Annotated in this window: 15 protein-coding genes; 8 read left to right on the plus strand and 7 right to left on the minus strand. The window is 57.1% G+C overall.

Going from position 1 to position 15231, the window contains the following annotated elements; genetic code table 11:
- Window positions 1-34: 34 nt before the first annotated feature.
- Together AC2FIC_RS10715 and AC2FIC_RS10720 are read right to left on the minus strand one after the other, a co-directional pair.
- The gene (locus AC2FIC_RS10715) at window positions 35-1192 is read right to left on the minus strand and encodes an acyl-CoA dehydrogenase family protein (RefSeq protein WP_496691707.1); all 1158 of its coding nucleotides are present in this window, start codon (window positions 1190-1192) and stop codon (window positions 35-37) included.
- Window positions 1193-1298: 106 nt separating this feature from the next.
- Window positions 1299-1874, minus strand: coding sequence for a TetR/AcrR family transcriptional regulator (locus tag AC2FIC_RS10720; protein WP_496691708.1), 576 nt, complete (start codon window positions 1872-1874; stop codon window positions 1299-1301).
- A 296-nt stretch (window positions 1875-2170) separates the two neighbouring features.
- Between AC2FIC_RS10720 and AC2FIC_RS10725 the strand changes: the two genes are divergently transcribed.
- The 7 genes from AC2FIC_RS10725 to AC2FIC_RS10755 all read left to right on the plus strand — a co-directional run bounded on the left by AC2FIC_RS10725 (window position 2171) and on the right by AC2FIC_RS10755 (window position 10592).
- Window positions 2171-2635: a nuclear transport factor 2 family protein gene (locus AC2FIC_RS10725; RefSeq protein WP_496691709.1), complete on the plus strand. Its 465-nt coding sequence runs from the start codon at window positions 2171-2173 to the stop codon at window positions 2633-2635.
- Between the two features lie 12 nt (window positions 2636-2647).
- Window positions 2648-3268 (plus strand): pyridoxamine 5'-phosphate oxidase family protein, encoded by a 621-nt coding sequence (locus tag AC2FIC_RS10730; RefSeq protein WP_496691710.1) that lies wholly within the window; start codon window positions 2648-2650, stop codon window positions 3266-3268.
- Between the two features lie 47 nt (window positions 3269-3315).
- Window positions 3316-3477 (plus strand): hypothetical protein, encoded by a 162-nt coding sequence (locus AC2FIC_RS10735; protein ID WP_185956647.1) that lies wholly within the window; start codon window positions 3316-3318, stop codon window positions 3475-3477.
- Window positions 3478-3580: 103 nt separating this feature from the next.
- Window positions 3581-6061, plus strand: a complete 2481-nt coding sequence (locus tag AC2FIC_RS10740; protein WP_496691711.1) for a heavy metal translocating P-type ATPase — start codon at window positions 3581-3583, stop codon at window positions 6059-6061.
- Window positions 6058-6447 carry a Cu(I)-responsive transcriptional regulator gene (cueR, locus tag AC2FIC_RS10745; protein ID WP_142635768.1) on the plus strand — a complete coding sequence of 130 codons (390 nt, stop codon included), beginning with the start codon at window positions 6058-6060 and terminating at the stop codon, window positions 6445-6447. The genes AC2FIC_RS10740 and cueR overlap by 4 nt, the downstream gene beginning before the upstream one ends.
- A gap of 97 nt (window positions 6448-6544) precedes the next feature.
- Window positions 6545-7417 (plus strand): NAD(P)-dependent oxidoreductase, encoded by an 873-nt coding sequence (locus AC2FIC_RS10750; protein ID WP_496691712.1) that lies wholly within the window; start codon window positions 6545-6547, stop codon window positions 7415-7417.
- 109 nt (window positions 7418-7526) lie between these two features.
- Window positions 7527-10592 carry an aminotransferase class III-fold pyridoxal phosphate-dependent enzyme gene (locus AC2FIC_RS10755; protein WP_496691713.1) on the plus strand — a complete coding sequence of 1022 codons (3066 nt, stop codon included), beginning with the start codon at window positions 7527-7529 and terminating at the stop codon, window positions 10590-10592.
- 52 nt (window positions 10593-10644) lie between these two features.
- Here AC2FIC_RS10755 and AC2FIC_RS10760 read toward each other — a convergent pair whose 3' ends face one another.
- Both AC2FIC_RS10760 and hemP read right to left on the minus strand, forming a co-directional pair.
- Window positions 10645-11121 carry a hypothetical protein gene (locus tag AC2FIC_RS10760; RefSeq protein WP_496691714.1) on the minus strand — a complete coding sequence of 159 codons (477 nt, stop codon included), beginning with the start codon at window positions 11119-11121 and terminating at the stop codon, window positions 10645-10647.
- Window positions 11118-11285, minus strand: coding sequence for a hemin uptake protein HemP (gene hemP / locus AC2FIC_RS10765; protein WP_142635762.1), 168 nt, complete (start codon window positions 11283-11285; stop codon window positions 11118-11120). Before hemP ends, AC2FIC_RS10760 begins: the two co-directional genes overlap by 4 nt.
- Before the next feature lie 220 nt (window positions 11286-11505).
- Between hemP and gph the strand changes: the two genes are divergently transcribed.
- Complete coding sequence (gene gph, locus AC2FIC_RS10770; RefSeq protein ID WP_496691715.1) at window positions 11506-12171, plus strand: phosphoglycolate phosphatase; 666 nt, start codon at window positions 11506-11508, stop codon at window positions 12169-12171.
- 324 nt (window positions 12172-12495) lie between these two features.
- On the opposite strand, the gene AC2FIC_RS10775 is transcribed toward gph, so the two are convergent.
- Genes AC2FIC_RS10775 through AC2FIC_RS10785 form a run of 3 tightly spaced genes read right to left on the minus strand, consistent with a single transcriptional unit; the run spans window position 12496 to window position 15231 of the window.
- Window positions 12496-13251 (minus strand): ABC transporter ATP-binding protein, encoded by a 756-nt coding sequence (locus AC2FIC_RS10775; protein ID WP_142635758.1) that lies wholly within the window; start codon window positions 13249-13251, stop codon window positions 12496-12498.
- Window positions 13252-13260: 9 nt separating this feature from the next.
- Entirely contained in the window at window positions 13261-14016 is a 756-nt protein-coding gene (locus tag AC2FIC_RS10780) for an ABC transporter ATP-binding protein (RefSeq protein ID WP_142635756.1), read from the minus strand.
- A 9-nt stretch (window positions 14017-14025) separates the two neighbouring features.
- A complete protein-coding gene (locus AC2FIC_RS10785; protein WP_142635754.1) occupies window positions 14026-15231 on the minus strand; it encodes a branched-chain amino acid ABC transporter permease in 1206 nt (401 codons plus the stop codon).

The raw sequence follows: 15231 nt of genomic DNA on the forward strand, positions 1-15231 counted from the left end.
AGAAAACTGCGGGGAGGGAGCGTTCCGAACAGGATTATGTGTCCAACGACCGAGCAATGAGTTCCTTCATGATCTCATTTGTCCCACCATAGATCATCTGAACCCGCGCATCCGCGTAAAGCCGAGCAATCGGATATTCCATCATGAACCCATAGCCACCAAACAGCTGCAGACATTCGTGCATGATCTCATTCTGCACCTCAGACCCCCAGTATTTGGCCATCGACGCGGTCGATGCATCCAAAGTTCCAGCCTCAAGTCGGGCAATACAGTCGTTGACAAAACTGCGCAGCACTTCGGCCTTGGTTTTACACTCGGCAAGCTTGAAGCGGGTATTCTGGAAATCCATCACGCGCTGACCGAAGGCTTTGCGCTCCTGCGTGTATTTCACTGTTTCGGCAATCGCGAAATCAATCGCACCCAGGGCACCGATTGCAATCGTCAGGCGTTCCCAGGGAAGTTGCCGCATCATCTGGTAAAAACCCTGCCCCTCTTCCGCACCAATCAGGTTTGTCATCGGGACCTTGACGTCCTCAAAGAACAGCTCGGCCGTGTCATTGGACTTCATGCCCAGTTTCTTGAGGTTCCGCCCCTTGCGGAACCCATCTGCGCCCTGCGTTTCGACCGCGACCAACGATACCCCTTTCGACCCTTGGGTCTTGTCGGTCTTTGCGGCCACAAGGATCAAGTCCGCAGATTGCCCATTGGTGATAAAGATCTTGGACCCGTTCAGACAGTAGGAGTTACCGTTCTTTTCCGCAGTTGTGCGGATCGACTGCACATCCGAACCGGTTCCGGGCTCTGTCATGGCCAGCGCGCCGACCATCTCGCCCGAGGCGAGTTTCGGCAGCCATTTCAACTTTTGATCTTCGCTGCCATAAGCGGTGATATAGTGGATGACAATCGACTGGATCGCATAGCCCCAACCGGAATCTCCGTGCGAGGTCTGGGCGTACATGGTCAGCGCATCAAATCCCATGCCACCACCGACACCACCGTGATCTTCGGTGATCGCGCCAGCCATCAGTCCCATGTCACCGGCCTTGCGCCAGAACGCACGATCAACAACCCCGTTTTCGGTCCAGCGCTCGATATTGGGCACCAGTTCGTCCTGCATGAAACGGTCCGCCATTTCGGCAAACATCTGGTGCTCTTCGGACACCCAGCTGGATGTAGGGGTAATAAGAGACATTGCGCATCCTCCAAGATCAACTTGCTGCCAGCGTAATTTGGACCGGCAATTAATCCAATGCGTTGGATGAAACGCTACGCAACGTCTTTTGGAAGATTTCGCCGGGTCACGGGATCGGTGCGGCCAACGCGTTTTCCAGCAAGACCCGCGCTGCAGCTTTGGCATCTTGCGCGGGATCACAGCTTTTCAACAGAACCGCCGTCACGATTGCCCCTTCTTTCAGCAGAAGAATCTGACATCCCAGGCTTTCAGGGTCGAAGGCACCGGCTTTGCGGGCCAGATCCGTGAAATATTCCAACAACAACCGCTTGTGTTCCGCCGCCTGCACGTGGATCGGGTGCTCCTTCTCCTGGAACTCGGCGCCAGCCTTGATGAACATGCAGCCGCGAAACCCGTCTTCGGCGAACCACTCGCCCAGTGCATCAAAGCTTGAAATCAACTGGTCCGCAGGGGTGTCGGCCAATTCCTCGACACGACGCATGAACCAGTTGCGGAAATTCTCGTCCCGCAGACGCAAAGCCGCCAGAATCAGATCTTCCTTGGTGCGGAAATGTTTGTACATCGAAGTCTTCGACACACGCGTCTCAGCCACCAGCTTGTCCATGCCGGTCGCATGAAAACCGTCACGATAAAAGACCTTCAGGGCCTTGCGGACCAGCTCATCCCTTTTGTTTGGGCGCATGATTCGCCTCCTATACGTACCGATCTGTACATAATTGTACCCTCCATAATCCGCAAGGGCCACCAATGTTCAGGAAATTCTCTTTATTTTCCACCTGGATAGAGAAAAATTTTAGATATTTTACAGGCGCCCCTTGCAAAGAGGTACCGATCAGTACACCTTAACGAAACGATGTACCGATCAGTTAACTATGGAGCCGTCATGAAACGCCGTACCAGCCCCTTCAACCGCCAGTACATCCCATTTCTGTTGACCCTCGCGCTGCTCGCTGCATCGCTGACCTGAAGGACCATGACATGAGCCGCCCCCCTCTGCCGCCATTCACTGCTGAGACCGCTACACAAAAGGTCCGCATGGCTGAAAATGCTTGGAACAGCCGCGATCCGGATATCGTGACGCCCGCCTATACCGAGGACAGCCAATGGCGGAATCGGGCGGAGTTTGTCGCGGGCCATGCTGAAATTCACGCGCTTTTGACCCGCAAGTGGAGAAATGAGCAGGAGTACCGGCTGATCAAAGAACTCTGGGCCTATTCGGAAAACCGTATTGCCGTGCGCTATGCCTATGAATGGCGGAACGACAGCGGCCAGTGGTTCCGCTCATATGGTAACGAGAACTGGGAATTCGATAGGGATGGTCGGATGGCCAAACGTCATGCCTCGCTGAACGACCTTCCGATCAGGCAACAGGATCGGGTTTTCCTTTGGCCTCTTGGTCCGCGCCCTGACGACCATCCCGACCTGTCTGATCTGGGCCTGTAGAAAGGACCTATTATGCCACGTGCTTTTTCCAAACTAACCTTCACGCCTGCCGTTCTCATCCATCAAGAAAGGATGGGATCGGCAAAAACCTATGCGAAATTCCTGGAAAGCGGCCCTGTGCAGGGTCACGAAATTAGAGCCGCCGAAAAAGAGTTCATCGAGGCCCGCGACGGGTTCTACCAATCAACCGTGTCCGAGACCGGCTGGCCATATGTGCAGTATCGTGGCGGACCCGCGGGGTTTTTACGAGTACTTGATGCGCAGACCATCGGGTATGCTGATCTTTCGGGCAACAAACAGTATATCTCGCGCGGGAATTTGGATGGCAATGACCGGGTTGCGCTGATCCTGATGGATTATGCCAACCAGCGACGCCTGAAAATACTTGGGCGTGTCGAAATTGCCGAAGGCGCTGCGGCGGCTGCCAGCCTCTCCCCCGAAGGCACCCAGACCCCGGCCGAGCGCGCCGTCATTATCAAGGTCGAAGGTCTGGACTGGAATTGCCCAAGTCACATTACCCCACGATTCACCGAGGCCGAGCTGCGCCCCCACCTGAACGAATTGGGCCAGCAGCTGGCCCAACTTCAGGCGGAAAATGACCGGCTGAAACGGGAACTGGAAAATAAGAAATAAGCCCCAGTGCCAGGCATTCCCCAACTTGTGATTTAAGGACTGACACCATGATAACGTTAACGCTGCACCGAGCCTTCATAGTCCTGTTTGGTTTCGCTCTGTCGATTGCCTTTCTTATGCTGGGATTTTTCGCATCCCCCGAAGCTGTTCGGACATCCCCGCCCGCGCTTTATAATTCGCTGCTGCTGGAAAAACTGGCCCAAGACTAAGAACCGTACGGCCCTCGAAACAATAGATTGTGCCTAAATCATGATCTCTGCCCTTGACCTTCCTGTGACTGGAACCCCCATCTAGGGTTGGAAACAGGACAGGATGAGTCGATTGGCCACTCCACATACTATCAGACTGAAGGTCACCGGAATGAACTGCGCATCCTGCGTAGGCCGCGTGGAATCTGCGTTGCGCAATGTTCCCGGGGTTACCGAGGCTTCGGTCAACTTCCCAACCGAGACCGCACAGGTCACTTATGACGGGCCGATCAGCGACCTGACCGGCGCGCTGGACAAAGCTGGTTATCCGGTGTCAGTGGCAGAAGCCGTTCTGCAAATTGACGGTATGAATTGTGCTTCTTGCGTCGCAAGGATTGAACGAGCACTCTGCGCAGATCCGGCCGTCATAAGTGCTCGGGTCAACCTGGCCACTGAAACCGCGACCATTCGTTTTGCCGACGGGGCAACTGATCCTGTGAAGCTGGCGCAGCTAAGCACCAAAGCGGGCTATCCGGCGCACCCTTCCAGGATGGCCGAAAGCAACGATGAGAAACCGGGCGAAGCCTCTGCGCTGATCCGCACCACCCTGATCGCTGCAACGCTGGCTTTGCCTGTGTTTATACTCGAGATGGGCGGGCACATGATCCCAGCCTTTCATCACTGGGTTCAGGCGACAATCGGGCTTCAGACCAGCCATCTCATCCAGTTTGTGCTGACATCGGTTCTGCTGATCGGCCCCGGAAGGGTGTTCTATGCCAAGGGTATCCCAGCCCTGCTGCGCGGGACACCTGATATGAATGCGCTGGTCGCGATGGGAACCGGTGCCGCCTATCTGTATTCCGTCCTGGCCACCTTTGCGCCTCAGGTTCTGCCGCAAGGCAGTGCAAATGTGTATTACGAGGCCGCCTCGGTCATCGTGGTCCTTATCCTGCTGGGTCGCGCGATGGAGGCGCGGGCAAAAGGCCGGACCGGGGCCGCTATTCGCAAACTGGTCGGGCTTCAACCGAAAACAGCCCGGCTAGAACAGGACGGGGGCACGGTCGATCGGCCCATATCCGAAATCCTGGTTGGCGATGTGCTGCAGATCCGACCCGGAGAGCGCGTCCCAGTGGATGCTCAAGTGTTGGACGGCACCTCATACGTGGATGAAAGCATGATTACCGGCGAACCCGTTCCTATAGGGAAATCGGCCGAAGATCAGGTGATAGGGGGCACGGTCAACGGCACGGGCGCGCTGCGCGTGCGCGCCACGCGGGTTGGGTCCGAAACGGTGCTGGCGCAGGTGATCCAGATGGTTCAGCAAGCTCAGGGTGCCAAGTTGCCGATACAGGGGCTAGTCGACCGGATCACGGCGTGGTTTGTTCCCGTTGTGATTGGCGTTGCCCTACTGACCATTGCGGTCTGGCTGGTCTTTGGCCCCGCTCCTGCCTTGCCGATGGCATTGGTCGCAGGTGTTTCGGTTTTGATCATTGCCTGTCCTTGCGCCATGGGGTTGGCGACTCCGACTTCGATCATGGTGGGGACTGGGCGAGCCGCCGAACTGGGCGTCCTGTTTCGCAAAGGCGATGCGTTACAGCAACTGCAACAGGTCAAAATCATCGCGCTGGACAAGACCGGGACGCTGACAATGGGGCGCCCCGAACTGGCGAATGTCACGACCACGAACGGGTTTGACAGCGACACCGTTTTACGGCTGGCTGCTGCGGTCGAGTCGCGATCTGAACACCCGATTGCCTCGGCAATCACGCGGGCCGGACCGGCGAACCTTCCCCCCATTTCCAGTTTTGAATCGCTGACCGGGCTGGGTGCGCGCGCGTCCGTTGATGGGCACGATCTGTTGATCGGTTCACCCAGATTAATGGCGCAGAACGGCATTGATCTATCCGCGTTGAGCCAACAGGCCGACCAGCATGCCGCCGAAGGGGCGACACCTGTGTTCGTCGCGATCAACGGTCAGGCTGCGGCACTTCTTACGGTCTCGGATCCGGTCAAACCGGGCACGATCGAAGCTTTGCACAGGCTGCACACGATGGGCCTGACATTGGCGATGGTCACCGGGGACAACGCCCTGACTGCGCAGGCCTTGGCAAACAAGCTGGGCATCGATCATGTCACAGCCGAGGTCCTGCCGGACGGAAAGCTCGCCACAATCAACGCCCTGCGCGACCAGTTCGGAGAGCTGGCCTTTGTCGGAGACGGGATCAACGACGCCCCGGCATTGGCTGCGGCGGATGTCGGCATTGCAATCGGAACTGGCACGGATGTGGCGATTGAAACGGCGGATGTGGTGCTGATGTCGGGCGATCTGCGCGGGGTCGCCAATGCGGTTGAAATCAGCCGCCGTACTATGGGCAATATCCGTCAGAATCTGGGCTGGGCGTTTGGATATAACGTTTTGCTGATCCCCGTCGCCGCCGGGCTGCTGTATCCTTTTGGCGGCCCGCTTCTTTCCCCGGTTCTGGCGGCTGGAGCCATGGCTTTGTCCAGCGTCTTTGTCGTCACCAACGCGTTGCGACTTCGCAGGGTTCGCGCCAGCCTGCCCGAGGAATCACAAACGGCGGCTCCACAAATGGTGACGTCATGAATATCGGCGACGTTTCCAACCAAACCGGTCTCCCGGCCAAGACCATCCGCTATTACGAAGATATCGGACTGATCAAACCGCTGCGCGATGATAATGGCTATCGCCGGTTCCGCAGTCAGGATGTGCACAAACTGAACTTTTTGGGCCGGGCCCGCGCATTGGGATTTACGATCGAAGATTGCCGGACCCTGATGGCCTTGTATGAGGATGAAACCCGCGCAAGTGCAGATGTGAAGAAGGTTGCCCGCGCGCATATGGTCCAGATCGAAGCGAAGATCGCCGACCTTAATGCGATGCGCGATACGTTGGGTCATTTAATTGACGCCTGCGCCGGCGACGACAGGCCTGATTGTCCGATCCTGAAGGATTTGGGCGGACAACCCTGACGCGGGGTTGCCCTTTGTCTTCAGCTTTGCTTTGTCTCTGCCAAACAATCCGGCTTGCGGCATCTGACCGGGCCTGGACAGCAGAGAGGTTCACCAAATGGCAAAAGTTGCGTTCCTTGGTTTGGGTGTCATGGGATATCCAATGGCCGGCCACCTGCAGGCTGCAGGTCATGAGGTCACGGTTTTCAACCGAACCACCGCTAAGGCCGAGGCTTGGGTCGCCCAATATGGCGGCTCAATGGCCGCTACCCCGCGCGAGGCGGCTGAGCGAGCCGAGTTTGTCATGGCTTGTGTGGGCAATGATGATGACCTTCGCATGGTCTGCACCGGCGACGATGGCACCTTCGGCGCAATGTCCAGCGGCGCGGTTTTCGTCGACCATACGACCGTCTCGGCAAAGGTAACCCGAGAGCTTTATGGTGCCGGGAAAACTGCAGGAATCGCTTTTGTAGATGCGCCGATCTCGGGCGGACAGGCCGGTGCCGAAAACGGCGTTCTGTCGATCATGTGCGGGGGGGATCAGGCTGCCTATGACGCGGCCGAGCCCATTATGCAGGTCTATTCCAAAATCTGCCGCCGCATTGGGGACAGTGGCGCCGGTCAGATGACCAAGATGTGCAACCAGATCGCCATTGCCGGACTGGTTCAGGGCCTCAGCGAGGCGCTGCATTTTGCCGAAAAAGCCGGGCTGGATGGCCGGGCGGTTGTGGAAGTGATCAGTCAGGGGGCCGCAGGCAGTTGGCAGATGGCGAACCGCTATGAAACCATGTTGGACGATCATTTCGAGCACGGTTTCGCGGTGGACTGGATGCGCAAGGATCTGGGAATTTGCTTGGATACCGCAGATGAAACAGGGGCATCCCTGCCGGTGACGGCTTTGGTTGATCAGTTCTATAAGGATGTGCAGAAAATGGGCGGGAATCGGTGGGATACGTCCTCGCTTATTAAACGGTTGCGCGCATTGGGGTAACGGGAAAAGGGGGCTGTCTGCCCCCCTCTTGGCCCACAGGGCCAATTCACTCCCGAAGATATTTTTAGCCAGATGAAAAGGACCCCGGTTTACTGGGACAGGGTTTCAAATGAACGACATCATCGCATTTTGGGCTGATGCTTTGCAGCAAAATTGGGGGCTGGACGCACGGCTGACCCGATTGGACGGCGAATACGATCTTAATTTTCTGGTCCGGGCAACCAACGGACAGGATTATGTTCTGAAAGTCATGCGCCCCGGATGCGAAGCAGAGCTTGTGGACCTCCAGGTCAAAGCCTTGGAACATATCGCCTCAGAAGCACCGGGGCTGCCATTTCCTACAGTGTTTCCCGATTTGCAGGGGGGTTATCTGCCCAGGATCGAAGATCACGAGGGGGTACCGCGCCTTGTTTGGTTGCTGGAATGCCTGCCTGGGCAATGCTATGCGAAATCGGCACCCAAACCCGAAGAGTTGATCCTAAAGCTGGGTCGCGTTCTGGGTGCTACAGACCGCGCATTAGAGCGGTTCACGCATGAGGGTTTGGCCCGGGGCGATTTCAAATGGAATCTGACGCAGGCAGGGTGGATCGAACAGCATCTGGACACCGTTAGTAGCCCCGCGCGACAGGCAGTGCTGGCCGAGATATGTTCCGAATTCAATGCGATATCAGACAAGTTGGCAGGCTTGCCCAGTCAGGCGATTCATAATGACGCCAATGACTATAACGTTCTGGTCGAAGCAGAGCCTGGCCAGCGCCCGGGGGTGTCGGGCTTGATTGACCTTGGCGATATGTGTGCCGCGCCACGCGTTTGCGATCTGGCGATTGCCGGGGCCTATATCGTATTGGATCATCCGCAACCCGAACGCGCATTGGCGGCACTGGTGCGCGGCTATCAGGCGGCAAACCCCCTGCGCGCGGACGAAGTCGAACTGATCTGGCCTCTCTTGCGGATGCGACTGGCTGTGTCGGTTGTGAACTCGACCCTGATGGCCCTTGAAAACCCGGATGATCCTTATGTCACTATCAGTCAGGCGCCGGCTTGGCGGTTTCTTGAGGACCACAGCGTCAATGGCGGATTGATGCCAGCGCGCCTGCGCGTCGCCTGTAGTCTGCCGGTCACCGATGGGGCCGAACGCATCCATGCCTATCTGTCCGCGCATCGCGGTCAATTCGCCGAGATGTTTGGACAGGGTCTAATAGATGTGCCCATGGGCTCGCTATCGGTCGAAAACTCGGTGTGGCCGCAAAACCCTTTCCACATGCCCCTGGCCGAGGCGGCACGTGTTGGCGAGGAATATGGCACAGACTTCTGGTTGGGATATTACAATGAACCCCGCCTGATTTACGCAGAGCCGGGGTTCCGCAAAGGGCCATGGAAAGCTTCGGACCGACGCACCGTGCATCTAGCGGTGGATGTGTTCGCGCCTGCCAGCACTGTCCTGAATGCCCCGATCAGTGGCCGGGTCGAGGCGGTCGAGAACCGCGACAGTCACCTTGACTATGGCGGGGTGGTGATCCTGCATCACGAAACACCCCAAGGCGATCCGTTCTATACACTCTACGGACATTTGGATCCCGAGGTCTGCGACAGGCTGAACCCGGGCGATCCAGTCGCACAGGGAGCGGCTTTTGCACGGCTTGGGGATGTCACACAGAACGGGGGCTGGGCCCCACATGTACATTTCCAGCTGGCCCTGACTACGAACGGGATGCAGGCCAACTGGCCGGGTGTTGGCGACCCTGACGAGCTTGAACTGTGGCACGCCGTCTGCCCGAATCCGGCGGCTCTGCTGAACCTTCCCGATGACAAGGTGTTCTATCGGCCGACCGATAAACAGGCGATCGTGCAGGGACGGCAGGACCACTTCGGAGGCAACCTGTCCCTGACCTATGACGATCCAGTCATGCTGGTACGCGGTTGGAAGCATCACCTGTTTGACGAATGGGGTCGCCCTTATCTGGATGCGTATAACAATGTACCCCATGTGGGCCACGCCCACCCGCGCATTCAGGCTGTCGCAGCAGATCAGCTCAAGCGGATGAATTCCAACACCCGGTATCTGCATCCGGCCCAGACGGCTTTTGCCGATAAGGTTCTGTCCAAGCTGCCCGATCACCTCGAGGTCTGCTTCTTTGTGAATTCCGGCACCGAAGCCAATGAGCTCGCCCTGCGGCTGGCCCGCGCCCATACCGGCGCCAAAGGGATCGTGACGCCCGATCATGGGTATCACGGCAATACCAACGCCGCCGTGGCAATTTCGGCCTATAAGTTCAACAAACCGGGCGGAGTTGGTCAGGCGGATTGGGTGGAACTGGTTGAGGTCGCGGATGACTACCGAGGGTCTTACCGGCGCGACGACCCCGATCGCGCCCAGAAGTTTGCAGATCTAATGGACCCAGCGATTGCAGCCCTACAGGACAAAGGTCAGGGCGTTGCCGGTTTCATTGCCGAGACCTTCCCTTCAGTTGGCGGGCAGATCATACCACCCAAAGGCTATCTGCCCGCGGTTTATGAGAAAATCCGCGCCGCTGGTGGTGTCTGCATCGCCGACGAGGTGCAGACAGGTCTGGGGCGTCTGGGCAAATATTATTTCGGCTTTGAGCATCAAGGCGCGCTGCCGGATATCGTGGTCATGGGCAAACCCATTGGCAACGGTCATCCATTGGGCGTTCTGGTTACTACCAAAGAGATCGCCCGCAGCTTTGACAACGGGATCGAGTTCTTTTCGACCTTTGGCGGATCGACCCTGTCCTGCCGCATCGGCAAAGAAGTTCTGGATATCGTCGATGATGAAGGCTTGCAGGACAATGCCCGCCTGATGGGCGAAAGGTTGATGACAGGCCTGCGTCAGATCGAGACCGATTTCGGATCTGTCGGTGATGTGCGCGGCATGGGCCTGTTCGTTGGAGTCGAACTGATCAACCCCGATGGCTCTGAAAGCCGTGAGATCTGCAAATATGTCAAGAACCGGATGCGCGACCACCGGATTCTTATTGGCAGCGAAGGCCCAAAGGACAGCATCCTGAAAATTCGCCCGCCGCTGACGATCGAAGCGGAAGATGTGGACATGATCCTGTGGGCATTACGGGATGTGCTGGCAGAAGTTGGTGATTACAGCCCGCCACCCTCATGCGATCATGACCATCACCACGCAGGGTGCGGCTGCTGCTGAGGGCACGGAACCCCGGCGCGCATTCGCCGGGGTTCTGCACCTGCCCTGCTGCTTAGTGCAGCGTGGCAGTGGGGTTCTGATGTCTTGAGGTTGGCATCGGGATCGAGACCGTCATGCGTCGCAAAGCCAGCCCTAATTCCTCAGACAAAGCGGCCAATGCGGGGGCAAAATCGGGGCGGACGATCAGGGACGCCATCATCATAGCGTCTTCGCGCGCGCCTTCTGATGCCGCCGCAATCATCTGTGCGAAACAGTTTTCATCCGCGCCAAGGCAGGCACAGCCCAACCCATGCCGGATCAGCGGGCGTCGCCCGTGATGTGCACAAAGCGAGCACAGCCGGTCCAGCGTCAACATCGCTGCCCGGCCCTGATCCGCACCTAGCGCGATCTGAAAGTCCTGCGCCGCATCCATACGCGTTTGCATTCCGTCCCCCCAGAGGCGCAGATACATGACCGCGCCGGCCTCGACAGGGCTTAGGTCGGACAGACGACCAACGGTCGCGCCACCCCGGGCTGCAGGCGCGCTCATTTCGTCAGGATCAGTTTGCCCGCGCGCGTGATGCGCAGGGTGTACAGCTGATCGCCCAGCTCGATATGGGCCAGATTGCCCCCTTTGGTCAGATCTTCAGCCTTGTGTGCAGGCAGCATTGATACGGCAAAAGACTGGCTGGGATTCGGGTTCTGAACATTCATCAGGATCACTCCGGAGGGTTTCGGGCAATGCGCCTTATCGGTTTACTTTTCGGGTATCTGGCTGGCCCGATTCCGGGGTTGCTGACGGCTTGAAATATAATCTGATTATTTTAGTCAGGTATGTCAAGTCTCAATATCCCACTCTCGCAACCGGGTTGAATTGCACTGCCTGAACACACCAGTTAGGACTTGCGGTGCAGCTTCAGAGGCAAGGATTTCAATGAGCGCTACAATTATGTTCGATTTGGACGGAACACTGGTCGACAGCCTTCCGGACATCACCGCCGCTGCGAATGCAATGCTGCGGGACACTGGTGTCTCGCCCCTGCCCCAGGACACGATCAAACAATTCGTCGGCAATGGCCTCCCGAAATTGGTAGAACGTATGATGTATCATTGCGACCTGCCTATGGATCGCCATGCCGAGCTATCGGAACTGACGCTGACCCACTACAACGCAGCCTCCAGCGACAAAACCGTCGTTTACCCTGGTGTGGCCGAAGCGCTTGAACAGCTGCGCCAGATGGGTTGTGTTCTGGGTGTTTGTACAAACAAACCCAAAGCACCGGCTGACCATGTTCTGAAGTCGATGGGCCTGACCCATCATTTCGATGCCACCCTGGGTGGTGACAGCCTGGCCACGCGCAAACCAGACCCAGCCCATCTTGAGGCAAGTTTTAGAGCAGTGGCCGCTATAGGTCCGCGCCTGTTCGTGGGTGACAGTGAGGTCGATGCAGAAACCGCTGAACGGGCCCAGGTGCCCTTTTTGCTATTCACGGAAGGCTATCGGAAAAGCCCGGTTTCTGAACTGTATCATACCTGTAACTTCGCCGACTGGCACGAAGTGCCTGCGCTCGTAAGTGAGCTTTTGGGGGAATTGGGTTGATGTCCCCCAACTAGTGAGGGGCCGGCCGAGGGGGTAAGTAGCCAGCCCCTCAAGGGGGAAAAGTGGTAGGTCCTTGGAAACTCCTTGGATGATTTGAAGTTAACGAATCGCTCCAATCAAAGATATAGGGGGTTTCCCGTAGCCCTAGATAGAGTATTGAAATTAAATAATAAATTATCCGTAAATTCTAGAAATTCGTTGAATATTGTCATTTTCCGTTGGTGACCTGGACCCAGGACACCGCCAATCGAAAGCTGAACAACGAAAACGGGCGGGGATGAACACCCCGCCCGACGGTTCAGAACAATTTCTGAATCCGCATGTTCAGATTGCCAGATATTCCTCGCGCAGCTGTGGATTCTCTAACACCTCGCTGGCGGCTCCATCGAACACGATGCTGCCCGTATCCAGAATGATCGCACGGTCTGCCAATTCTAGGGCGCGCACCGCGTTCTGCTCGACAATGATCGTGGTCATACCCTGCTGTTTGACGTGAAGCAGAGTCTTTTCGATCTCATCCACGATCACCGGGGCAAGCCCTTCATAGGGTTCATCCAGAAGCAACACCTTGATGTCCCGTGCCAAAGCCCGCGCAATCGACAGCATCTGCTGCTCTCCGCCAGACAGGGTAATGCCTTCTTGCTTGCGGCGCTCACCCAGCCTTGGGAACAGCTCATAAAGCCGTTCCAGCGACCAGCCGACAGGTGGAGCGATCTGGGCGAGTTGCAGGTTCTCTTCGACCGTCAGACCGGGGATGATACGACGATCCTCGGGCACAAGGCCAAGGCCTGCGGCGGCAGCCTCATAGCTGGTCATTTTGTGCAGCGGCTTGTGATCCAGCCAGATCTCACCATGACGCACCTCGGGGTCACTGACCCGCGCGATGGATCTGAGGGTCGAGGTCTTGCCAGCACCATTCCGGCCCAGCAGGGCCAGAATTTCACCTTCGTGCACGTTAAAGCTGACGCCCTGCACGATATAGCTTTCGCCATAGTATGAATGCATGTCCCATACGGATAAAAACGCAGGGGCGGTGCTGGCCATATTGGCGTTTTTCGAAAAGTCAGGTTTCTCGTTCATTGCTTTTCCTTACGCGGCCTCACCCAGATAAGCTTCGCGAACCTTGGGATGCCCGCGGATGTTTTCTGGCGTATCTTCGACCAGAGGTGTTCCCTGCGCCAGAACGGTGATGCGCTCGGCCAGGCTGAACACCACATGCATGTCATGTTCAATGATGGCGATGGTAATGTCACGCTCGTCCTTGATCTGTTTGAGCAGGTCGATCGTGTTGTTGGTATCTGCCCGGGCCATCCCGGCGGTGGGTTCGTCCAGCAAAAGCAGGCGCGGGTTCTGGCTGAGGCACATGCCGATCTCAAGTCGTCGCTTGTCCCCGCGTGACAGCGATGCCGCGTGCATCTCGCGTTTGTCAGCCATGTTCATCTCTAACAGCATCGCCTCGGCCTGCTCGACAATCGCCTTTTCACTGGAGATGGTTTCATAGGCGTGCATCCGAAACGCGCCGTCCCGCATCGCAAAGATCGGGATCAACATGTTCTCCATCACAGTCAAATCGCCGAAAATCTCGGGCGTCTGGAACACACGGCTGATACCCATCTGGTTGATCTGATAGGGTTCCAACCCCAGAACAGAATTGTTGTCGAACAAAACAGAACCGGTATCCGGCATCAGCTTTCCCACCAAACAGTTCAGCAAGGTTGACTTGCCCGCACCGTTCGGGCCGATGATCGCGTGGACCGAGTTTTCTTCGACGTTGAGGTTCACATCCGACAGCGCCTTGAGGCCACCGAAGCGTTTGCTGACGTCTTTGACTCGTAGAATTGCCATGGTGCCCCCTTATTCCGCTGGCTCGGTTTTGCCCTTCGGGGCATCATCGGCGCCCGGTTTCTTACGCTTGAACCAACCCATCAGCCGCTGACCACCTTCAACCAGCCCACCCGGCAGATAGATCACCACCAGCATGAACAGGATACCCAGCGTCAAATGCCAACCCTTGCCGATGAACGGATGGATCAGGAACACAACCGCGTCCTCAAGCCCATCGGGCAGGAAAGCGAACCAGCTGTGCAGAACATTGTCGTTGATCTTCGAGAAGATGTTTTCGAAATACTTGATAAAGCCTGCTCCCAGTACCGGCCCGATCAGAGTCCCTGTACCGCCCAGAATGGTCATCAGAACCACCTCGCCCGAGGCGGTCCATTGCATCCGTTCGGCCCCCGCCAGCGGGTCCATCGCGGCCATCAACCCCCCCGCCAGACCGGCATACATGCCCGAGATCACAAAGGCCGCCAGCGTGTAGGGTTTGGAGTTCAGGCCGGTATAATTCATCCGCTGCTGGTTGGATTTCACCGCCCGCAGCATCATGCCAAAGGGCGAGCGGAATATGCGGATAGAGAGATAGAACACGGCCATCATGATCACCGCACACAGGTAATAGCCCGCGTTAAAGTCAAAGCTCCAGGCACCCACATCCAACGTATAGGTCGCGCGCATGGGAATGCCGAACAGATGCGGTAGGTTCGGCGCGCTGGCCGATTGCAGGATCTGCGGATCGTCCGCATAGACCTGCAAGCCGGTCTCACCATTTGTCAGGTTGAATTTTGGGTTCGAAAGCACCGAATAGGCCAGTGCAAAGCTCATCTGTGCAAAAGCCAGCGTCAGGATCGAGAAATAGATGCCCGACCGACGCAGGCTGACAAACCCGATCAGCAGCGAAAACACCCCGGCGACAAGAACGCTGAGCGCGATGGCCGGAACGACGTTATAGCTGAGCAGTTTGAACATCCACACTGCGGAATACGACCCCACCCCAAGAAAGGCCGCATGGCCAAAGGACAGGTATCCGGTCAATCCAAACAGAATGTTGAAGCCGATCGCAAAAATCCCAAAGATCACGAACCGCTGCATCAAATCGGGATAGCCCGCGTTGAACTGCGCCATGGCGCTGCCTTCAGGGAACGGGTTCAGGATAAAGGGCGCCAACAGGGTCAGTATGGCGACGATGATCAGCAGGCTGGTATCTCTCTTGTTCAGTCCCAACAT

This window comes from Ruegeria sp. CDSC079 (assembly GCF_059610505.1).